At 66.2% G+C, this 21086-nt stretch carries 19 protein-coding genes and 1 other RNA gene; 13 read left to right on the plus strand and 7 right to left on the minus strand.

Going from position 1 to position 21086, the window contains the following annotated elements; all coding sequences use genetic code 11:
• Nucleotides 1–41: 41 nt before the first annotated feature.
• Nucleotides 42–1016 carry a GGDEF domain-containing protein gene (locus tag ACCQ10_RS07685; RefSeq protein ID WP_372362683.1) on the minus strand — a complete coding sequence of 325 codons (975 nt, stop codon included), beginning with the start codon at nucleotides 1014–1016 and terminating at the stop codon, nucleotides 42–44.
• A gap of 94 nt (nucleotides 1017–1110) precedes the next feature.
• Between ACCQ10_RS07685 and ACCQ10_RS07690 the strand changes: the two genes are divergently transcribed.
• Entirely contained in the window at nucleotides 1111–1416 is a 306-nt protein-coding gene (locus tag ACCQ10_RS07690) for a hypothetical protein (protein WP_372362684.1), read from the plus strand.
• A gap of 232 nt (nucleotides 1417–1648) precedes the next feature.
• On the opposite strand, the gene ACCQ10_RS07695 is transcribed toward ACCQ10_RS07690, so the two are convergent.
• Nucleotides 1649–3391: a sensor domain-containing diguanylate cyclase gene (locus ACCQ10_RS07695; protein WP_372362685.1), complete on the minus strand. Its 1743-nt coding sequence runs from the start codon at nucleotides 3389–3391 to the stop codon at nucleotides 1649–1651.
• 143 nt (nucleotides 3392–3534) lie between these two features.
• Here ACCQ10_RS07695 and ACCQ10_RS07700 point away from each other — a divergent pair, with 143 nt between their 5' ends.
• Together ACCQ10_RS07700 and ACCQ10_RS07705 are read left to right on the plus strand one after the other, a co-directional pair.
• Nucleotides 3535–3786: a hypothetical protein gene (locus tag ACCQ10_RS07700; protein WP_372363078.1), complete on the plus strand. Its 252-nt coding sequence runs from the start codon at nucleotides 3535–3537 to the stop codon at nucleotides 3784–3786.
• A gap of 221 nt (nucleotides 3787–4007) precedes the next feature.
• A complete protein-coding gene (locus tag ACCQ10_RS07705) occupies nucleotides 4008–4175 on the plus strand; it encodes a hypothetical protein (protein ID WP_158255442.1) in 168 nt (55 codons plus the stop codon).
• A gap of 131 nt (nucleotides 4176–4306) precedes the next feature.
• Here the strand turns inward: ACCQ10_RS07705 and ssrA are convergent.
• Nucleotides 4307–4704, minus strand: a transfer-messenger RNA (tmRNA) gene (ssrA, locus tag ACCQ10_RS07710).
• Between the two features lie 133 nt (nucleotides 4705–4837).
• Between ssrA and ACCQ10_RS07715 the strand changes: the two genes are divergently transcribed.
• Nucleotides 4838–7285 carry a S8 family peptidase gene (locus tag ACCQ10_RS07715; RefSeq protein ID WP_372362686.1) on the plus strand — a complete coding sequence of 816 codons (2448 nt, stop codon included), beginning with the start codon at nucleotides 4838–4840 and terminating at the stop codon, nucleotides 7283–7285.
• Nucleotides 7286–7431: 146 nt separating this feature from the next.
• Here ACCQ10_RS07715 and smpB read toward each other — a convergent pair whose 3' ends face one another.
• Nucleotides 7432–7935: an SsrA-binding protein SmpB gene (gene smpB, locus ACCQ10_RS07720; protein WP_005988385.1), complete on the minus strand. Its 504-nt coding sequence runs from the start codon at nucleotides 7933–7935 to the stop codon at nucleotides 7432–7434.
• Nucleotides 7936–7995: 60 nt separating this feature from the next.
• Between smpB and ACCQ10_RS07725 the strand changes: the two genes are divergently transcribed.
• Nucleotides 7996–8427 carry a type II toxin-antitoxin system RatA family toxin gene (locus ACCQ10_RS07725; RefSeq protein WP_104580004.1) on the plus strand — a complete coding sequence of 144 codons (432 nt, stop codon included), beginning with the start codon at nucleotides 7996–7998 and terminating at the stop codon, nucleotides 8425–8427.
• Nucleotides 8424–8705: an RnfH family protein gene (locus ACCQ10_RS07730; RefSeq protein ID WP_184442135.1), complete on the plus strand. Its 282-nt coding sequence runs from the start codon at nucleotides 8424–8426 to the stop codon at nucleotides 8703–8705. Before ACCQ10_RS07725 ends, ACCQ10_RS07730 begins: the two co-directional genes overlap by 4 nt.
• Nucleotides 8706–8846: 141 nt before the next feature.
• Here the strand turns inward: ACCQ10_RS07730 and ACCQ10_RS07735 are convergent, their stop codons facing one another.
• The gene (locus tag ACCQ10_RS07735; RefSeq protein WP_039403293.1) at nucleotides 8847–9242 is read right to left on the minus strand and encodes an outer membrane protein assembly factor BamE; all 396 of its coding nucleotides are present in this window, start codon (nucleotides 9240–9242) and stop codon (nucleotides 8847–8849) included.
• Between the two features lie 104 nt (nucleotides 9243–9346).
• On the opposite strand from ACCQ10_RS07735, the gene fur reads away from it, so the two are divergent.
• Complete coding sequence (gene fur / locus ACCQ10_RS07740) at nucleotides 9347–9757, plus strand: ferric iron uptake transcriptional regulator (RefSeq protein ID WP_005988392.1); 411 nt, start codon at nucleotides 9347–9349, stop codon at nucleotides 9755–9757.
• A 1443-nt stretch (nucleotides 9758–11200) separates the two neighbouring features.
• On the opposite strand, the gene recN is transcribed toward fur, so the two are convergent.
• Nucleotides 11201–12865, minus strand: a complete 1665-nt coding sequence (gene recN / locus ACCQ10_RS07745) for a DNA repair protein RecN (RefSeq protein WP_039403283.1) — start codon at nucleotides 12863–12865, stop codon at nucleotides 11201–11203.
• 137 nt (nucleotides 12866–13002) lie between these two features.
• Between recN and hrcA the strand changes: the two genes are divergently transcribed.
• The 6 genes from hrcA to ACCQ10_RS07775 all read left to right on the plus strand — a co-directional run bounded on the left by hrcA (nucleotide 13003) and on the right by ACCQ10_RS07775 (nucleotide 20639).
• Entirely contained in the window at nucleotides 13003–14034 is a 1032-nt protein-coding gene (gene hrcA, locus ACCQ10_RS07750; protein WP_039403282.1) for a heat-inducible transcriptional repressor HrcA, read from the plus strand.
• Nucleotides 14035–14132: 98 nt separating this feature from the next.
• On the plus strand, nucleotides 14133–14651 hold the full coding sequence (gene grpE, locus ACCQ10_RS07755; RefSeq protein ID WP_047696740.1) for a nucleotide exchange factor GrpE: 519 nt from the start codon (nucleotides 14133–14135) through the stop codon (nucleotides 14649–14651).
• Nucleotides 14652–14793: 142 nt separating this feature from the next.
• Nucleotides 14794–16722, plus strand: coding sequence for a molecular chaperone DnaK (gene dnaK / locus ACCQ10_RS07760; protein WP_104580007.1), 1929 nt, complete (start codon nucleotides 14794–14796; stop codon nucleotides 16720–16722).
• 139 nt (nucleotides 16723–16861) lie between these two features.
• Nucleotides 16862–17989: a molecular chaperone DnaJ gene (dnaJ, locus tag ACCQ10_RS07765; protein ID WP_372362687.1), complete on the plus strand. Its 1128-nt coding sequence runs from the start codon at nucleotides 16862–16864 to the stop codon at nucleotides 17987–17989.
• 614 nt (nucleotides 17990–18603) lie between these two features.
• Nucleotides 18604–19512 (plus strand): pyridoxal kinase, encoded by a 909-nt coding sequence (gene pdxY / locus ACCQ10_RS07770; RefSeq protein WP_372362688.1) that lies wholly within the window; start codon nucleotides 18604–18606, stop codon nucleotides 19510–19512.
• Nucleotides 19509–20639 carry a prephenate dehydrogenase gene (locus tag ACCQ10_RS07775; protein ID WP_372362689.1) on the plus strand — a complete coding sequence of 377 codons (1131 nt, stop codon included), beginning with the start codon at nucleotides 19509–19511 and terminating at the stop codon, nucleotides 20637–20639. Before pdxY ends, ACCQ10_RS07775 begins: the two co-directional genes overlap by 4 nt.
• 238 nt (nucleotides 20640–20877) lie before the next feature.
• Here the strand turns inward: ACCQ10_RS07775 and ACCQ10_RS07780 are convergent, their stop codons facing one another.
• Nucleotides 20878–21072 (minus strand): hypothetical protein, encoded by a 195-nt coding sequence (locus ACCQ10_RS07780; protein WP_166752672.1) that lies wholly within the window; start codon nucleotides 21070–21072, stop codon nucleotides 20878–20880.
• Nucleotides 21073–21086 lie beyond the last annotated feature (14 nt).

Raw genomic sequence — 21086 nt, forward strand, 5'->3', positions numbered from 1 at the left:
GATGGCGCGCGTGCCGCCGTCCGGGTTGGCGCGCGCTGCGCTCAGTCAGCCACCCGCACGCTGTCGCGGCCACTGTTCTTGGCCAGATACAGCGCCGCATCGGCGCGCGAAAACCAGTCCTGCCAGTGGGTCTCGCCATCGTGGCGCGCGGCCCCCAGCGACACCGTGATCCGCCCGCCCGGGCCACGCAGTCCGTTACGGATCACCTTGCGCAGACGCTCGGTAGCCGCTTCCAGTTCGGCCAGCGAGCCGGCACGCAGCAGCACCACGAACTCTTCGCCACCGAAGCGGAAGACCTGATGTGGCTCGCGCACTTCGTAGCGCAGGATGGTCGCCAGGTCCGACAGCGCCGCATCGCCGGCGGCGTGCCCGTAGAGATCGTTGACCTCCTTGAAATGATCCAGGTCGAGAATGATCAGGCTGTTCAGCCGCTCCTGCGGCTGGCGCTGGTCGATCTGGTGGGAGAGCGCGCGTTCGAGCATGCGCCGGTTGGGCAACCCGGTCAGCGCGTCCAGCGAGGCCAATTCTTCCAGATGCACGCGGTCGTCCTGCATGCGCAACGAGAACGCATAGCCCACCGCCAGCGTCACCAGCGTCACCACCACCGTCGACACGCCCTGGCCGGGGCTGACGATCAGGCCGGGCAAGAACAAGAGCGCTGCCATCAACGGCAGGCTCAGCAACACCGCGCGTTGTGGCCCGCACAAGAAATAATTGGTTGCCAGCACCGGAAACAGCCAGGGCAGGGCACCGTCGCCCCCGGTCCAGCAGGCCACCAGGCAGCCGGCGACATTGATCGACGCCAGCCAGACGCCGCCGGTGCCGGTGCGTTCGGCATCGCGCATCTGCCAGCCGCGCCAGATCGCCAGCACGCCCACGACCGCAGTGATCAGGCACGCAGCCACCTGGCCGGTCATGGCCAGGTACACCGCATAGAGGCAAAGCAACAGCGCGGTGATTGGCCCGAGCATCTTGACGATGCCGAGGCGGAAATCCCGCCGCAGGTGGAGGATCACATGGAAGGTTCTGTAGGAGTCGGCACCATTATCGGCCGGGCCCTGACAAAGTTGAGTATGCGAACACCACCGCAATGGGTAGGAAAATGAAGCGTTGCACGGCAGGGCTTCGCACATTCTTGACGGCCTTGCCGCAACCGTATGGCCTTTGTCGTTGGAGTCCGCCATGCCTAGCCGCGAAGAACTCGATACCCGCCTGGATGCACTGCAGGACGAACTGCCACACCTGGCTGCCGACCACGATGCGGACTTCGACTACCTGGATTTTCAGGCGCGCGCTGAAGCGTTGCTGCGCAGTGCCGAGCCCGAGGACGCGGTGTATGTCCGCACCCGCGTCGACGGCATGCTGGCGGGCGCCGGGCTGATTCCCACCGATGAAGACGGGCACGCCTGTCGCTGAGGCTGCGCCGTAGTAGCGGGTACGCTGCGCCTGGAGTTGCTGCGGGTGCGAGCGCCGTGTGCCGGATTGAGATGCAGCGTTTGCATTGCACGCCATGTCGTATCCCATAGCCGCCCAGACCATCAAGGGGCCTGCCACTAGCTGGCGCGTCGCCAGTCGCTATAACTGCTGACGAATAGTTCCAGCAGGATCGGCCAGCAGACTCCATCACCGCCTGGCCGCATTGGGCTGATCACAGCTGCCGAGCAGCCATATCGCTCAAAGGCAGCGGGGCCGGCTCTGCACGCGCCAGCACCGCGGCGCCCACCACCTGATTGCGTCCGGCCTGCTTGGCCCGATACAGCGCCTCGTCTGCGCGCCGCAGCAGTTGCCCGGCGTTGCCCGCATGCTCGGGAAAGCTCGCCACACCGAACGATGCGGTGATCTTCGGCAGCGACACGCCATCGGCCATCACCTGCAAGGCCTCGATGCCGGCGCGCAGCTTCTCGGCCATCATGCAGGCCACCGGCAGGTCCACCTCCGGGAGGATGATCGTCAATTCCTCGCCGCCGTAGCGGCAGCAGATGTCTTCGCCGCGCGTCTGCGCCAGCAGCAGCTCGCCGATCGCCGCCAGCACCCGATCGCCGCCGCTGTGGCCGTGCAGGTCGTTGAACCGCTTGAAATGGTCCACGTCCAGCATCAGTAGCGAGAGCGGTTGCACCCGGCGTGTGCAGCGCGCCAGTTCGTGGTTGAGCGCTTCTTCCAGATAGCGTCGGTTGTACAGGCCGGTGAGCGGGTCGCGGATCGACTGCTGGCGCAGCGTCTCGCGCAGACGCAGGCTGTGCAGCACCAGCGAGAGCTGTTCGGCCGCCGCTTCGGCCACCGTCAACGTGGCCAGGCCGCCGGGGTCGTCGCTGCGCAGTGCCAGCATGCCCAGCTGTGTGCCCTGGGCCGACAACGGAATGCACACCGTGCTGGCATGCGCCGGAAGATTGGCGTCGGCGTGGCGGCACAGCATGCCGGCGCTGGCGTCATCCACCACATGGGTACGGTCGCGACGCAGCGCCCAGCAGGTGTCCGGCGCAATGCTCGGGCTGTCGCCGTCGGCCATTGCGCCCCAGGCCACCACCTGCTCGGCGCGATCGCGCGATGCGCGCAGCAGGTAGACTGCCCCTGCGGCGCCGGGAATCAGTGGCGCGATCGTGCGTGCGGTGATTTCCAGCGCTTCCTCGGCGTCACGGCAGTTCTGCAGCAGGCCCGAATACCGCGCCAGCGCTTCCAGGCCGGCAGACGTGCGCTCCAGGGCCGCGAACGATTCCACCAGGCGCTCGCTGGTATGGCTGGCAGCGTCTTCGGCATGCACCCGCCGCTGCAGCTCGCGCGCCAGCAGGCGGTAGGCCAGCAGCATCACCAATAGCCCGCTGACGATGCCGATCACGGTCATGCGCAGCACCCACTGCGCGCTGCTGGTGTTGGCCTCGGTGCGTTTGACCAGCTCATGGCGTTCCAGCTCGGTCATGGTCTGCACCTGCCGCCGTAGGGCCGCGGAGGTCTGGAACACGCCCCGCGCGATCGACCCGCGCGCGCCATCCAGTCCATGCGCGCGATAGCTGTGCAGCAGGTCGTTGATCTGCACCAATCGCTTGTCCACCAGCTGCCCCAGCGCACGCGCGTTGCGCCTCTGCACCGGGTTGTCCTGGACCAGGGCATCCAGCCGCACGATGCGCTCGGGCAGGCGCCCGATCGCATCGGCGTAGACCCCCAGAAATGCCTCGTTGTCGGTGAGCACGTAGCCGCGCACCGACGACTCTGCCGACAGCAGGCCCGCCTGGATCTCGTCGATGCCGGCCAATACCTCCTGCGTATGCGTCACCCAGCCGGCATCGGACAGCGAACGCTGGGTGGTGAAGTAACCGCCCACTCCGATCAGGACGAAGATGGCCCCGCCGAGCAGCAAGGCTCCGGCGGCACGGCGTTTTGCTTTTTTGGTCAACACCGTGTTCCCCAACACCGATGGTCTGGTTGAGTCCGATGCAAGCCGCGTGCCCAGGTGGGGCAGTCAGCTGGCAGACGGGGCAGCACTCGTCGCGGCCACACCGTGCCGGTATGCTCGTGACGAACCGTCGAGCCGAGCACACATTGGTCATTTTTCTTGGACGCTACCAGTTGACCTGCCACGCAGCGCGCAGTGGCGATGCCGCCGAGTCCTGGAGCGCGGACTGGAACATCGAGCAGATCGGCACCGGCAAGGCGAGCGGCGAGCTCGCAGGCGCCAGGCTGTCGCCGACATTCCCGGACCACCGCAGCGCCATGTCGGCCGCCCGCGTCGCCGGCATGGTGACGCTGGAAGCCATGCACGCCGAAGCACAGCGGCAGCTCGAATACACCTGAGCGGCTATCGCCTCGATCCTGCTCACGGCTGGTGCTCCGCCGCATGTTGAGGGTGCCGTTGTCTTCCCGCTGCTGATCGGCGGGTCTCTGCCCCCGAGTGTCAATGTGCGAGGTGGGCCAACCGACTGAGCCCACGCGTCGCGGCTGCCGGCATCGTCACGCTGGCACGCAGTTTGCGTCGGTTGCCGCAGGGCGCTGGGGAGCGCCGTCGGAGCAATGCAGTGGAAGAGCCCAACAAGAGCGCCCTGGTCCTGCTGCAGCAGGAAGCCACCGAACTGCTCGCGCTGTTCGATCAACTCCGCGGTGAGGCGGCTCTGGATACGGACATCGAACCCTGCCCGCAGCCGCGCAGCACGGGCGCCGAACCGACGGTGCGCGTCACTAACTGACACGCCTGGTGGCGAACTGTTCACCGCGGCGTCCCGCCTGCTACGCAAACGCATCGACCGCGCATGAAAAAGGCCGGGAACCCGTCATGGAAGGATTCCCGGCCTTGGTCGGTCGTCTTAGGACCGTGGTGTGGTGGAGGTGGGCGGAATCGAACCGCCGTCCGGAAGCACTCCATCCCCGGCACTACATGCTTATCCCTCCGTTAGATCTCGTTCCCAGGCAGCACGGCGGGCAAAGCGCACCTGGAAACCAGCCTGCTTGATCTAGCCGGCAGCTGACAGGCAGCCACTACCGGCGGTTCCGTGATAATGACCCTACATCTACGAGCACGGGCACAAGTAGGTTCGGGGGTTCGCCTTAGGCGGCTGTAGAACTAACAACTAAAGCCAATTAAGCGGCGATAGCGTAGTCCGAACCGTAGTTGTCGTCGTTGGCAACTAAAAGTTTGCTGCTGGATTAACGAGGAAAGCTGCCCCCTCGGCATGCGCCAAGCGACTTCGCGACCCCCGTCGAAACCAGTGCACCCCCGGGGAAAGCATCAAACGCTGACCACATCAGTGTAGGGATCGGCGCTCCCTGTCACAAGTGTTGAGATGGGCTGCGCTTACAGTGGCTTCAGGCGGTACCGAACCGAACAGTCTGCAAGCGAAGGAGCGAAGCGATGGCGACAGGCAAGCCCCCACGTTCACGCACGCGGCGCGCCATGTCGCGCACGGCCGGCGACACCGAACCCGCACCGTCGCGCCAGCGAGTGCAACGCACCCGGCAGGCGAATGAACCGGCTGTCGCCGCCACGCGCGTGCAGGGCAAGGCGCGCACCGTGATCTATATCCATGGCATCGGTAACAAGCCGCCGGCCGAGGTGTTGCGGTGCCAGTGGGACAAGGCGCTGTTCGGGCGGCCGATGGGGGAGCGCACCCGGCTCGCGTACTGGGTCAATCGCGAGCGCTATCCGGTCGCCGAGCCGGGCACTTGCGATGCGCGCGATGTGGGGCCGGCGCTCAATCAGGGCGTGCAGCGGGCATTGAGCACGCTGGGGGTGGTGCCGGGCGAGCAGGATCTGCATCTGCTTGCAGACGCACTGGCGCAGGGCGAACAGGAGCGGTCTGATCTGCATCGCCTGCTCGACGAGCTGGATGGCAAAAACGGCGCGGGCAGCGTGCAGGCCAAAGGGCCGGTCGATGCGGTCAATCGGGTCCTGCTGCGGCTGATCTCCGCTGCGCTGTTGCAGGACGTGCATGACTTTTTTTTCGTACCGGAGCGTGCCGCATTGATGCGCGACAGCCTGGTGCAGCGGTTGCGCTCGGGCGGCGGGCCGTTTGTGGTGGTCGCCCATAGCCAGGGCTCGATGATTGCCTACGACGTGTTGCGGCAACTGCGCGCCGCCGACTGCGAGGTGACGCTATTTTTAACCCTGGGATCACCGCTGGGGTTGCCGCAGGTGCGCAGCATGTTCAAGCGCTGGACCGGCACCCGCAAGCTGCCGTTTCCCGACTGCGTCCAGCAGTGGATCAACGTGGCCGAAACGCGCGACCCGATCGCGCTGGACCCGGATCTCACCGATGACATCGCCAATGCCAAGGGACGTTTTGACAACCTGGCCGGCGCGCGGCTGAATCCGGATTGGCAGCACAACGCCCACTCGGGCTCGGGCTATCTGTCGATCCCGCAGGTGCGCGCCGCCGTGCGTCAGGCGGTTGGCGTCGGCTTCGATCAACCGGTGTCCAACGCGGTGTTGATCAAGGATCTCAGTGAGCAGCTCGAAGCGCATGGCCCCGACCATCGGCACGAGGTACTGATCGAGCTGGATCGGCGGCTGTCGGGGCACGACCCGGGCAGCGTGCGTGCGCAGCTGCTGCACCAGCTGCGCGAGACCGCCGCACGCAGCACCGGCCTGACAGGCGATGCCCTGGATGAAGCGATCGAACTGGAAGATGGCCTGCAGCGGTTCGTCTCGGCCCGGCTGACCCGCTTCGAAATCGAATCGTTGCAGGACCGCTATCGCGCATTGGGCTTTCGCCGGGTGTGGCGTGATGCCGGCAAGCGCGCGCTGATTCACGTCTCCGGCAACGTGCTGCACGCCGATGCCGCGCGCACGGCGTATCGCGCGCGCGGGCAGGAGATCGGCTGGGCAGTCCTGGATACCGGCATCGCGGCCGGGCATCCGCATTTCTTCGCCAAGGGGCAGCGCGACAACGTGGTGGCGCAATGGGATTGCACGCGGCGCGGCGCGCCCCGGCAACTGACGCGCGCCGATGGCGAAGCGTTCACCCGGCTCGATCGGCATGGGCACGGCACGCACATTGCCGGCATCATCGCCGGCCAGTGTCAGGCGGTGATTGCCGATGCGCACGGCACGCCCGGTCGCCCGCTCGAGTTTTCCGGCATGGCGCCGGACGCTCGGCTGTATGGTTTCAAGGTGCTCGACGATGCCGGCGACGGCCGCGACTCGTGGATGATCAAGGCGGTGCAACAGGTGGCCGCGATCAACGAACGCGCTGGCGAACTGGTCATCCACGGCGTCAATCTGAGCCTGGGCGGCTATTTCGACCCGGAAAGCTATGGCTGCGGCTTTACCCCGCTGTGCAACGAATTGCGGCGGTTATGGCGGCAAGGCGTGCTGGTGGTGGTGGCCGCCGGTAACGAAGGGCTGGCGTGGTTGATGGGCAAGGATGGCGATGCCTATCCGGCCAACATGGACCTGTCGATCAGCGATCCGGGAAATCTGGAAGAGGCCATCGTGGTGGGCTCGGTGCACAAGAGCAGCCCGCACAACTATGGCGTGTCGTATTTCTCTTCGCGCGGGCCCACCGCCGATGGCCGCGGCAAACCCGACGTGGTGGCGCCGGGCGAAAAGATCGTGTCGGCTTACTACGACTTCGACCCGAAAGACCCGGCCAGCCTGATGGTGGAAATGAGCGGCACCAGCATGGCCGCGCCGCATGTCTCGGGCGTTCTGGCCGGGTTTTTATCGGCGCGCCGCGAGTTCATCGGCTTCCCCGACCGGATCAAGCAACTGCTGCTGGACACCAGCACCGACCTGCAGCGCGACCGCTACGTACAGGGCAGGGGAGTACCGAATTTGATGCGCATGCTTGGAAAGACGTGATTCGGGAGTCGGGAATCGGGAATCGCAACAGCGAGGGCTGCTTCGACCGACTCGCCGCGAGTCCAGCTGCCGCACCGCACGACCAGGTAGGCTTTTACGATTCCCGATTCCCGATTCCCGATTCCCGATTCCCGAATCCCAGCTCCTCAGGCATCACGATTATGCCGGCGCATCACGCGCTGCTTGTCGCGTTGCCAGTCGCGGTCCTTGGCGGCATCGCGCTTGTCGTGATTCTGCTTGCCCTTGGCCAGGGCAATTTCCAGCTTGACCTTGTTGCTGCTCCAGTACAGCGCGGTGGGCACCAGGGTGTAGCCCTCGCGCTCGACGCGGGTGAGCACCTTGTCGATCTCGGCGCGGTGCAGCAGCAGTTTGCGGTCGCGTCGTTCCACCGGCACCGTGTGCGTGGAGGCCTGGATCAACGGGGTGATCTGGGCGCCGATCAGGTAGATCTCGCCGGAACGGACATACGCGTAACCGTCGACGATGTTGGCGCGGCCGGCGCGGATCGCCTTGATCTCCCAGCCCTGCAGCGCCAGACCGGCTTCGTAGCGTTCTTCCAGGTGGTATTCGTGGCGCGCACGCTTGTTCAGCGCGATGGTTTTCGTGGCCTTCGCGCCGTTTGCTTTATCCTTGGATGGTTTCTTGCTCATGCCGCCATTGTCGCCGATTCGGTGTCGTCAAACGATCTTCCGTCTTTCACAAGTTAGCGAATGCCTATCATCCGTCGCAGCGCCCTGGTCGAACACAGCGCCTCCCGCATGTTCGATCTGGTCAATGATGTCGCCGCCTATCCGCGCCGCTTCGGCTGGTGCGACGCTGCCCACGTGCTCGAGCAGGACGATGCGCACATCGTGGCGCGTCTGGATCTGGGCTTGGGCTCGTTCCGCACCTGGTTCACCACCGAGAACATCCTCGAACGCCCCGAGCGCATCGTGATGCATTTGCGCGACGGGCCGTTCAAGCGCCTGGAAGGCCTGTGGGAATTTCAGGCCCTGGGCGAGAACGCGTGCAAGGTCAGCCTGACCCTCGAAGTGGAGACCAGCTCGCGTTTGCTGGGCCCGGCGCTGGCGCTGGGCTTCCAGGGCCTGGCCGATCGCATGGTCAACGACTTCGTGCGCGTCGCCGACCGCGGCGACGTATGACGGTGCAGGTGGAGGTCGTCCTGGCCTGGCCTGACCGCTACAGCAGCGTGCAGCTGGAGGTGCCGCAGGGCACGACGGTTGCCGAGGCGGTGGCCTCCTCCGGGCTGACGCGGGACTGCACGCCCGCCGCGCTGGCGATTCACGGTGTGGTGGTGCGGCCGGAGCAGGCATTGTGCGCGGGCGACCGGATCGAATTGCTCAGGCCACTGCTGCTGGACCCCAAGGAAGCGCGTCGTCGACGGGCTGCGCCCGGCCGGAAGAGCGGATCCGGCACGTAGTTGCACGGTTGTCCCTCGTCGTCAGGCGAAGTGTTGTTGAGCGAACTGTTCCGCACAGATGGAACAAAAAAACCGGCATCACTGGCCGGTTTTCAAGGCGCTGCATAGGGCCGGGCAATCGCCCGAACTGCAACCGGGCCATCAACGGCCGCGTTGCTTCTTCTTGTCGCGGGCCAGGTTGCGGCCGAACTGCTTGGGCGCGGATTTAGCCAGCTGCTCGTCCTGCGACGGGAAATAATCGCCTTCCCAACGCGTCACCTGATCGTTCTCGAAGAACACGGTGAAATTCTTGACTTCGGTATGCGCCAGGCGGTCGACGCGCTGGGTGGAGGTGTAGTCCCAACGCTGCGCATGGAACGGGTCGGGAATGGACGGCGTCCCCAGCAACGCGCTGACCTGCTGCTTGCTCTGGCCTACCTGCAGTTGCTCCACGGCGTTCTGCTTGATCAGGTTGCCCTGGTAGATCGGCTGCTTGTAGATGATGCCGCAGCCAGCGGTGGAAAGAGCAATGGCGGCGACCAGCAGGAGATTGCGCATCGGGGAGTAAGTGCTGAGGAAATCACGCCGATGATACACTCCCGCCGGTCGCCGCGACCCGTTTGATGGCAGCTGGCGCTAAATCGCCAATGAACGGAGAACATATGGAAACCCACGACCTGCGCAAAGTCGGGCTCAAGGTGACCCATCCGCGCATGCGGATCCTGGAGTTGCTCGAACAGAAGAGCAACCAGCATCACCTCAGCGCAGAAGACATCTACCGGCAGCTGCTCGATCACGGCGACGAGATCGGGCTGGCCACGGTGTACCGCGTGCTGACGCAGTTCGAAGCCGCCGGCCTGGTGCTCAAGCACAATTTCGAGGGCGGGCAGGCCGTATACGAGCTCGATCGCGGCGGCCACCACGACCATATGGTCGATGTGGATACCGGCCACGTCATCGAGTTCGAAAGCGAAGAGATCGAAGCGCTGCAGCGCCAGATTGCGGCCAAGCACGGCTACGAGCTGGAAGAGCATTCGCTGGTGCTGTACGTGCGCAAGAAGCGCCCGCGCTGAGCCAGGTGTATTGCAGGGGCGAATGACAAGGCGGCTTCGGCCGCCTTGTGCGTTGTGGGGTGTGTTGGTGGATTTGATGCACGGGCTTGCCCCCCATCCGCCCTTCGGGCGCCTTCCCCCGCAGGCGGGGGAAGGGCGGGGTAGGTGGTCAGTTGCGGTGCAACCGGCAGATCGCGCGTAGCCAGGCATCCCTTCTCCCGCTGGCGGGAGAAGGTGGCGCGCAGCGCCGGATGAGGGGCGACACCGTGTACGGCTGTTGCGCCTGTCGTAGGCGCGTCGCAGCGATGTCGCCCCAGCCGCCCTTCGGGCAGCTTCCCCCCCGCAGGCGGCGGAAAGGGCGCGGGGGGTGGTCAGTTGCGGTGCAACCGGCAGATCACGTGCAGCCAGGCATCCCTTCTCCCGCTGGGGGGAGAAGGTGGCGCGCAGCGCCGGATGAGGGGCGACACCGTGTACGGCTGTCGCGCCTGTCGTAGGCGCGTCGCAGCGATGTCGCCCCATCCGCCCTTTGGGCACCTTCTCCCGCAGGCGGGAAAGGGAGCAGGTAGGTGGTCAGTCGCAGTGCAACCGACATCGCGCTCAGCCAGACATCCCTTCTCCCGCTGGCGGGAGAAGGTGGCGCGCAGCGCCGGATGAGGGCGACACCGTGTACGGCTGTCGCGCCTGTTGTGGTCGTGTTGCAGCGATGTCGCCCCATCCGCCCTTTGGGCACCTCCTCCCGCAGGCGGGAAAAGGGAGCAGGTAGGTGGTCAGTCGCAGTGCAACCGACATCGCGCTCAGCCAGACATCCCTTCTCCCGCTGGCGGGAGAAGGTGGCGCGCAGCGCCGGATGAGGGCGACACCGTGTACGGCTGTCGCGCCTGTCGTGGTCGTGTTGCCGCGATGTCGCCCCCATCCGCCCTTCGGGCACCTTCCCCCGCAGGCGGGGGAAGGGAGTAGATGGGTCGTCAGTTGCAGTGCAACCGGCAGATTACGCGCAGCCAGGCATCCCTTCTCCCGCTGGCGGGAGAAGGTGGCGCGCAGCGCCGGATGAGGGCGGCACCGTGTACGGCTGTCGCGCCTGTCGTGGTCGTGTTGCCGCGATGTCGCCCCCATCCGCCCTTCGGGCACCTTCCCCCGCAGGCGGGGGAAGGGAGTAGGTGGGTCGTCAGTTGCAGTGCAACCGGCAGATCACGCGCAGCCAGGCATCCCTTCTCCCGCTGGCGGGAGAAGGTGGCGCGCAGCGCCGGATGAGGGGCGACACCGTGTACGGCTGTCGCGCCTGTCGTAGGCGCGTCGCAGCGATGTCGCCCCATCCGCCCTTCGGGCACCTTCCCCCGCAGGCGGGGGAAGGGAGCCTCATCAGTGGAAAGGACTCTCGCAAGCGCACGACGGTCGTGCTGCCACGCGTCATCACTGCCGCCGCCGTCGCACCGGCGTAGCGGCACTAGGCGCTGCCGGCCCCGATCAGGCGCTCTGCAACAGCTTGCGGGCAGCCGCGCGGGCTTCCTTGCTCACTTCCACGCCGCCGAGCATGCGCGCCAGTTCTTCCTGGCGGGCCTGCGGGCCGAGCAGTTCGACCGCGCTCTGGGTCATGCCGTCCACCGGTGCCTTGCTGACCCGGTAATGTGCGTGGCCCTTGGCCGCAACCTGCGGCAGGTGGGTCACGCACAGCACCTGGCGTTCTTCGCCCAGTGCGCGCAGCTTTTGCCCGACGATATCGGCCACCGCGCCGCCGATGCCCGAATCCACTTCGTCGAACACCATGGTCGGCACGCTGTCCAGGCCGAGCGCCGCCACCTCGATGGCCAGCGAGATACGCGACAGCTCGCCGCCGGAGGCGACCTTGCGCAGGGCGCGCGGCGGTTGCCCGGCGTTGGCGGCTACCAGGAATTCCACCCGCTCGGCGCCGTTGGGGTCCGGCCGGGCGCTGTCGTGTGGCTGCAGCTGGATCAGGAATTGCCCACCGCCCATGCCCAGTTCGCCGATCAGGGTGGTGGTGGCGGCCGACAGGGCCTCGGCGGCGCTCTGGCGGCTGGCGCTGAGCACGCTGGCCGCACTGCGCCAGACGCCGGTGGCGGTGTCGATGTGCTTGTCCAGCTGCTGCAGGCGCTCGTCGGCGCCGCGCAGGCTCTCCACCTCGGCGCTCAGGTGGTCGCGGTGGGCGGCCAGCTCGTCCGGGGCGACGCGATGTTTGCGCGCCAGGTCGTGCAGCCGGCCGAGGCGGCGTTCCATGGCCTCGAACTGGGCCGGGTCGGCATCCAGGTCGTCGCGCACGCGGTCGAGCAGCGCCAGCGCCTCTTCGATCTGGATCACGGCGCTGTCCAGCAGTGCGTCCACCTCGCCCAGGCGCGGTTCGTGCTCGGCCACGCGGGCCAGATCGTGTCGACTGTCCTGCAACAGGCCCAGCGCGCTGGCGCCGTCGTCGCCGTTGAGCTGTTGGGCCACGCTGTCGCAGGCGCCGATCAGCGCGGTGGCATGGGCCTGGCGGCGGTGATTGACGTCCAGCGCGGCGATCGCGGCCGGGTCCAGGTCCTCGCGTTCCAGCTCGGCCAGTTGGTGCTCGAGGAAGCCGATACGGTCAGAGACATCGCCCTGCGCCGACAGCGCGTCGCGCTCGTCCAGCAGTGCCTGCCAGCGCTGGCTGGCCTGGCGCACCTGCTCGCGCTGGGCGCTGTTACGGGCATAGGCGTCGAGCAGGGCGAGCTGGCTGTGGCGGGCCATCAGGGCCTGGTGTTCGTGCTGGCCATGGATTTCCACCAGCCGGGAGGCCAGTTCGGCCAGTTGCGAGGAGGTGACCGGGCGGCCGTTGATCCAGGCACGCGAGCCGCCATCGGCGCGGATGATCCGACGCAGCTGGCACTGGGCATCGTCATCCAGTTCGTTGTCGGCCAGCCAGGCCAGGCCGGGGTGCTCGGCCGGGAGCTGGAATTCGGCCGACAGTTCGGCGCGGTCGGCGCCGTGGCGCACCACGCCGCTGTCGGCGCGCAGGCCGGACAGAAAGCCCAGCGCGTCCACCATCAGCGATTTGCCGGCGCCGGTTTCGCCCGACACCACGGTCATGCCCGGCCCGAATTCCAGTTCGGTGGCACGGACAACGGCGAAATCCTTGATCGAGAGGTGTCTGAGCATGGGGTCGAGTGTGAACGCTTTGGGGAAGCTTAGGGTGGGAGGGGCAGACGGGGAATCGGACGCTTGCCATCCCCGGGGCCAGACATTATCTATGCCCAGTCTCACCGGATGATCCCATGCGCGCGTCCCAGTCCCCAATGCTCGATCCCCGCGCCCGCCAGTTGCTGCGCACGCTGATCGCGCGCTATATCCGCGACGGCGAGCCGGTGGGGTCCAAGACCCTGGCCCAGCATGCCGGGCTGGATGTCAGCCCGGCCACCATCCGCAACATTCTTGCCGACCTGGAAGACGTAGGCCTGCTCAGCTCCCCGCACACCTCGGCCGGGCGCATTCCGACTGCGCATGGCTACCGGGTCTTCGTCGACAGCCTGGTGCAGATGCAGCCGCCCGGCGAAGACGAAGTGCGCCGCCTGCGCGCGGAGCTGGCCAGCGGCAACGGCACCCAGTCGTTGCTGGGCAGCGCCTCGCAGATGCTGTCGGCGATGAGTCACTTCGTCGGGGTAGTCAGTGCGCCGCGGCGTGAGCAGTTTGCGTTCCGGCATATCGATTTCGTGGCGCTGGACGCGCGCCGGGTGCTGGCGATCCTGGTGTTTGCCGACAACGAGGTGCAGAACCGGGTGATCGAGCCGCGCCGCGCCTACGAGCCAGCCGAGCTGGAACGGGTGGCCAATTACCTCAATGCGCAGTTCGCCGGGCGCGCGCTGTCGGACATCCGCGTCAGCCTGCTGCGCGAGCTGCGCATGGCCAAGAGCGAGATGGAGCAGCTGCTGGCGCACAGCGTGGACCTGGCCAGCGAGGCGCTGGTGCCGGCCGATGCCGACGACATGGTGATGGCCGGGCAGACCCGCCTGATGGGCGTGCAGGACCTGTCGGACCTGGACCGGCTGCGCGAGCTGTTCGAGGCCTTTGCCAGCAAGCGCGAGATCCTGCAGTTGCTCGAACGCACCATCCAGGCGCCGGGCGTGCGCATCTTCATCGGCGAGGAAACCGGCATGGTGTCGCTGGACGATGTCTCGCTGGTCACCGCGCCATACACCGCCAACGGCCAGGTGCTGGGCGTGCTGGGCGTGATCGGTCCCAAACGCATGGCCTATGACCGGGTGATTCCGCTGGTGCAGACCGCCGCCGAGGTGCTGGGCGCGGCCATGGAGCCGCCCGGCGCGCGATAACCGGCGGCGATCGGCGCGATTGTTTGCTTGAAACGCGCGCGAGCGCCCACATACGGGGTGACGTTGGGGCGGGCGTTCCGCTTGCCCGGGAACTGCACATGAACCAAGACCACCCCGAATTCGACTCCGAAGACCTGTCCCAGAACCCACCCGAGACCGATCCGCTCAAGGCCGAGATCGAGTCGCTGCGCAGCGAGATCGCCCTGGTCAAGGCCGACGCCCTGCGCGAGCGCGCCGACCTGGAGAACCAGCGCAAGCGCATCGCGCGCGATGTCGAGAACGCCCGCAAGTTCGCCAATGAGAAGCTGCTGGGCGAGCTGCTGCCGGTGTTCGACAGCCTGGACGCCGGGTTGACCGCCGCCGGCAGCGAACCCAGCCCGCTGCGCGATGGCCTGGACATGACCTACAAGCAATTGCTCAAGGTCGCTGCCGACAACGGCCTGACCCTGCTCGACCCGGTCGGCCAGCCGTTCAACCCCGACCAGCACCAGGCGATCAGCCAGGGCGAGGCCGAAGGCATTGCGCCCGGCCACATCGTGCAGGTGTTCCAGAAGGGCTACCTGCTCAACGACCGCCTGCTGCGCCCGGCCTTGGTGGTCGTGGCCAAGCACGACTGACCGGCAGCGCCCGGCTGAACTGCCAGGCGCGCCGGTGAAACACAGATGCGCACGGATGGCTTGAACACCTGCGCACCACCCCCACATCTCAGCCAGACCCGGCGTCGCCGGACACAGCTACAGAATCATCAGGAGCGTATCCATGGGCAAGATCATTGGTATTGACCTCGGCACCACGAACTCGTGCGTGGCGATCATGGACGGCGGCAAGGCCCGCGTCATCGAAAATTCCGAAGGCGACCGCACCACGCCCTCGATCGTCGCCTACACCAAGGACGGCGAAGTGCTGGTCGGTGCCTCGGCCAAGCGCCAGGCCGTGACCAACCCGAAGAACACCTTCTACGCGGTGAAGCGCCTGATCGGCCGCAAGTTCACCGACGGCGAAGTGCAGAAGGACATCTCGCACGTGCCGTACGGCATCCTGGCGCACGACAACGGCGATGCCTGGGTGCAGACCAGCGATGGCAAGCGCATGGCGCCGCAGGAAATTTCCGCGCGCGTGCTGGAGAAGATGAAGAAGACCGCCGAAGACTTCCTCGGCGAGAAGGTCACCGAAGCGGTCATCACCGTGCCGGCGTACTTCAACGACAGCCAGCGTCAGGCCACCAAGGACGCTGGCCGCATCGCCGGTCTGGACGTCAAGCGCATCATCAACGAGCCGACCGCGGCAGCCCTGGCCTATGGCCTGGACAAGAACGGCGGCGACCGCAAGATTGCCGTGTACGACCTGGGCGGCGGTACCTTCGACGTCTCGATCATCGAAATCGCCGAGGTCGATGGCGAGAAGCAGTTCGAAGTGCTGGCCACCAACGGCGACACCTTCCTGGGCGGCGAAGACTTCGACAACCGCGTCATCGAGTACCTGGTCGACGAGTTCAACAAGGATCAGGGCATCGATCTGCGCAAGGATCCGTTGGCGCTACAGCGCCTGAAGGACGCGGCAGAGCGCGCCAAGATCGAGCTGTCGACCAGCCAGCAGACCGAAGTGAACCTGCCGTACGTCACTGCCGACGCCTCGGGCCCGAAGCACCTCAACATCAAGTTGACGCGTGCCAAGCTCGAAGCGCTGGTCGAAGACCTGGTCAAGAAGTCGATCGAGCCGTGCCGCACCGCGTTGAACGACGCCGGCCTGCGCGCCAGCGACATCAACGAAGTGATCCTGGTCGGCGGTCAGACCCGCATGCCGAAGGTGCAGCAGGCGGTTGCCGATTTCTTCGGCAAGGAACCGCGCAAGGACGTCAATCCGGACGAAGCCGTGGCCGTGGGCGCTGCGATCCAGGGCGGCGTGCTGGCTGGCGACGTCAAGGACGTGCTGCTGCTGGACGTGACCCCGCTGTCGCTGGGTATCGAAACCATGGGCGGCGTGTTCACCAAGATCATCGAAAAGAACACCACCATCCCGACCAAGGCCTCGCAGACCTTCTCCACCGCCGAAGACAACCAGTCGGCCGTGACCGTGCACGTGTTGCAGGGTGAGCGCGAGCAGGCCCGCTTCAACAAGTCGCTGGCCAAGTTCGACCTGTCCGGCATCGAGCCGGCGCCGCGCGGCATGCCGCAGGTGGAGGTGTCCTTCGACATCGACGCCAACGGCATCCTGCACGTGTCGGCCAAGGACAAGAAGACCAACAAGGAACAGAAGGTCGAGATCAAGGCCGGTTCGGGCCTGTCGGACGAAGAGATCCAGCGCATGGTCGCCGACGCGGAAGCCAACCGCGAAGAAGACAAGAAGTTCCAGGAGCTGGTGCAGACCCGCAACCAGGCCGATGGCCTGATCCACGCCACCCGCACCGCGATCACCGAGCATGGCAGCAAGGTCGGTGGCGATGTGATCGGCAAGGTGGAAGCGGCGCTGTCGGATCTTGAGACCGCCATGAAGGGCGACGACAAGGCGCAGATCGAAGCGCGCAGCAAGACGCTGGAAGAAGCCGGCCAGTCGCTGTACGCGGCGGCTGCCGCAGCAGAGCAGGGCGGCAACGCCGATGCGGCCAGCGGCAATGCGCAGGCCTCCAAGGCCGCCGACGACGTGGTGGACGCCGAGTTCACCGAGGTCAAGGACGACAAGAAGGCGTGAGTCGGGAATAGGGAATAGAGAATCGGAGGAGCGGTGCTGCGGCATCGCTCCTTCGCTGTTCTGGACCCCACCGAACGCTGATTGATTTGAGGATGTACGCTTTGAACGATTCCCTTCTCCCGATTCCCGATCCCCTGTCATGAGCAAACGCGATTATTACGAAGTGCTGGGCGTGGCCCGTGGCGCCAGCGACGAAGAGCTGAAGAAGGCGTATCGGCGGTGTGCGATGAAGCACCACCCGGACCGCAACCCCGGCGACGCTGCTGCCGAAGCGGCGTTCAAGGAGTGCAAGGAAGCCTACGAAGTGCTGTCCGATGGCAATAAGCGTCGTGTCTACGACGCGCACGGCCATGCGGCGTTCGAGCACGGCATGGGCGGTGGTGGCGGGCCTGGTGGCCCGGACATGGGAGATATCTTTGGCGATATCTTCGGCAATATTTTTGGCGGTGGCGCCGCCGGTCCGCGCGCTGCGCGACGTGGTGCCGACGTCGGTTACGTCCTGGAACTGGATCTGGAAGAAGCCGTCGCCGGCATCGAGCGACGCATCGAGATCCCGACCCTGATCGAGTGCACGCCATGCCATGGCAGCGGCTCGGAAGACGGCAAGGTCGAGACCTGTGGTACCTGCCATGGACGCGGCCAGGTCCGCATCCAGCGCGGCATCTTCGCGATGCAGCAGAGCTGCCCGCATTGCGACGGGCGCGGCACGTTGATCCAGAACCCGTGCAAGACCTGCCACGGGGCAGGGCGCGTGGAAGAGGACAAGGTGCTGTCGATCAAGGTGCCGGCCGGCGTGGATACCGGCGACCGGATTCGTCTGGCAGGCGAGGGCGAGGCCGGTCCGGCCGGTACACCGCCGGGCGATCTGTATGTGGAAGTGCGCGTGCGTGAGCATGCGATCTTCCAGCGCGATGGCGACGACCTGCACTGCGAAGTGCCGATCCGCATCTCGCAGGCGGCGCTCGGCGATACCGTGCGCGTGGCGACCCTTGGCGGCGAGGCGGAAATTCGCATTCCGGCCGAAACCCAGACCGGCAAGCTGTTCCGCCTGCGCGGCAAGGGCGTGCGCTCGGTGCGCAGCCGCAGCGAAGGCGATCTGTATTGCCGCGTGGTGGTGGAAACGCCGGTCAACCTCACCGCCGATCAGCGCGAGTTGCTGCAGCAGTTCGAGGCTACGTTCACCGGTGAGGATGCGCGCAAGCATTCGCCCAAGTCGGCCACCTTCATCGATGGCGTCAAGGGTTTCTGGGACCGTATGACGTCGTAAGCGACGTCTGTCTCGCAGGCAGCGACAGGAGACGCCATGCGTTTCCCGTCGCGGCAAGACCTCATTCCTTCTCCCATCGGGAGAAGGTGCCCGAAGGGCGGATGAGGGTGCGCGTGCAGGGCATCCGTCGCTCGCGGTGGATGACGTAATCGTGTCCTTCGCAACGCCAGAAAACGGCAGAAAAACGATCTTCCTTCTCCCATCAGGAGAAGGTGCCCGAAGGGCGGATGAGGGCGGGCCTGCAGGGGCATCAGCCGCTCGCGGTGGATGACGAAATCGTGTCCTCTCCACCGCCAGAACACGGCAAAAAAACGATCTTCCTTCTCCCAACGGGAGAAGGTGCCCGAAGGGCGGATGAGGGCGAGCCTGCAGGTGCATCAGCGGCTCGCGTCCCTTAGTTGATGGCCGAACGTGGCAGCCACTGCCCTCGCATTACCATGGACACACCCGGCGCGGTCTTGGTAACGATCGATCGCGCTCGATACGGCAATGCATCAAGCACCGCTGCCATCTCGTGCCATCCGTACACGCCGGATCACATTGATCCACTCCCCGCGTATCCGCTCACGCATTGCGGAGGATAATGGCGTCATCTCTTCGAAGACGGCCAACCCATGAGCGATGCCACCGACAGCCACCTCGTCCACGGTCGCCGCCAGCGCCCCGACGGTCCTTCGCCGATCGATGTGATCTCGGTGCAGTCGCAACTGGTCTACGGTCACGCCGGAAATAGCGCTGCGGTGCCGCCGCTGCGCGCGCTGGGGCTACGTGTGGCCGAAGTGCCGACGACGCTGCTGAGCAATGCGCCGTTCTACGCGACCCTGCGCGGGCGCATCCTGCCAGCCGACTGGCTGGCGGATTTGTTGCTGGGCGCCACCGAACGCGGCCTGCCGCAGCGTGCACGCATGCTGGTCTCCGGTTACTTCGGCAGCCTGGCGAACGGCCAAGCTTTCGCCGACTGGCTGGAGCAGACCTTGCCGCAGGCGCCGCAGCTGCGTTATTGCCTGGACCCGGTGATTGGCGACACGCACACCGGCCCGTATGTGGAACCCGGGCTGGAGCGCGTGTTCGCCGAGCGTTTGCTGCCGCACGCCTGGCTGGTCACGCCCAATGCCTTCGAACTGGGGCGTTTGACCGGCTTGCCAAGCCTGCAGCAGGACGATGCCATCGCCGCCGCACCTGCCTTGCTGGCACGCGGGCCGCAGTGGGTGCTCGCCCACAGTGTGGCCGGTGCAGCAGGCGAGCTGGTCACCCTGGCGGTCAGCACCGAGGCGGTCTATCGCTGGGCCAGCCCGCATCTGCCGGTGGACGTGGCCGGCACCGGCGATGTGCTGATGGCCTTGCTGATCGGCTTGTTGCTGCGCGATGTACCGTTCGAGCAGGCGGTGGGCCATGCGCTCAGTGGTGTGCACAGCGCACTGGAGGCGACCTTGGCGGCGGGGTACGAAGAGTTCGACGTGCTGGCCGCCGCGCCGGCTGCGCTCGCGGCATCGCCGCGTTTTGCCGTCGAGCGCCTGGCATGATTCCCCAGCCGGTCGTCGGCATCGTCGGCATTGCCGGCGCGTACGGACGCTGGCTGGCGCAGTTCCTGCGCACGCGCATGCAGCTGGAAGTGATCGGCTTCGATCCTGCCGACAGTGGCGGCATCGACGAAGCCACCCTGGCGCAGCGGGCGGACGTGCTGATTTTTTCCGCGCCCATTCGCCACACCGCCGCCTTGATCGAGCGCTATGTCGCGCTTGCCGGCGCGCGCGCGGCATCGCAGCTGTGGATGGATGTCACCTCGATCAAGCAGGCGCCGGTGGCGGCGATGCTGGCATCGCCGGCCGAGGTGGTCGGCCTGCATCCGATGACTGCGCCACCCAAGTCGCCCACGCTGAAGGGGCGGGTGATGGTGGTGTGCGAAGCGCGCCTGCAGCGCTGGTCCACATGGGTACAGACCTTGTGCACGGCCCTGCAGGCCGAATGCGTCTACGCCACGCCCGAGCACCATGACCGGGTGATGGCGCTGGTGCAGGCGATGGTGCATGCCACCCACCTGGCACAGGCCGGCACCTTGCGCGATTACGCGCCGCTGCTGGGCCAGTTGCAGGCCTTGATGCCGTATCGCTCGGCATCGTTCGAGCTGGACACGGCGGTGATCGCGCGCATTCTCTCGCTCAACCCCGCAATCTACGAAGACATCCAGTTCGGCAACCCGTACGTGGGCGAAATGCTCGACCGCTTGGTCTTGCAGCTGCAACAGCTGCGTGCACTCGTCGCGCAGGGCGACGATGCTGCACGCGCGCAGTTTCGGGCCCGGTTCCTGCACGACAACGCGCAGGCCCTGCAACACGACGCGTTGGCCGCGGGCAACTACACCTACGAACGGGTGGGCTATCTGCTGGCAGATCTCACCGAGCCGTTGACCCTGAGCGTGTACCTGCCGGAAGACCAGCCTGGTTCCCTGCGCGCGCTGTTGCATGTGTTCGAGCAGCATGGGGTGAATCTGTCGTCGATCCATTCCTCGCGTACGCCGGTGGGCGAGTTGCACTTCCGGATCGGCTTCGAGCCCGACAGCGACCGGGTGGCGCTGACCCAGGCGGCGAGCGAGATCGACCGCAGTGGCATCGGGCGCGTGTTGGAACGGTCGGATCGCGCCATCGGTTGAAGCCCTGTCGGTTCACTGTCCGACGCTTGCGCGTTCACCGTAGCGCACTCGAGCGTGCACACGCGCCGCGCAGTTGTTCGGTGCGCTAAGACAGCGCCTGCGCGAGGCACAGGTAGCCGGCAACGGTTTCATCCACACAGGGTGTGGATGAATGCTGCACAAGCATGTGGATAACCGGACGCAGCCCTCGCACAGCAAGGGCTGCCGGTTGGTTGGTCAAAAAATGATCAACACCGTCTCAAGGCATGGAAAGCTGCAGCTCGCCGCCTTCGGTCACGAAACGCTGGCCCTGCCGATGCAGATGGCGGCCGTCGGGAAGTTCATACCGCGGCGCGGCGTGCGTTTCGGATGTGGATGCGTGCTCGTCGCGGAACTCGATGATGACGTACGGCTCGCCATCTGCACCAATCGCGGGAAATTGCCGGAAAGACATAGGCACCTCCGAAA

This window comes from Xanthomonas sp. NCPPB 1325 (assembly GCF_041477645.2).
GTDB classification, from domain to species: domain Bacteria; phylum Pseudomonadota; class Gammaproteobacteria; order Xanthomonadales; family Xanthomonadaceae; genus Xanthomonas; species Xanthomonas cannabis.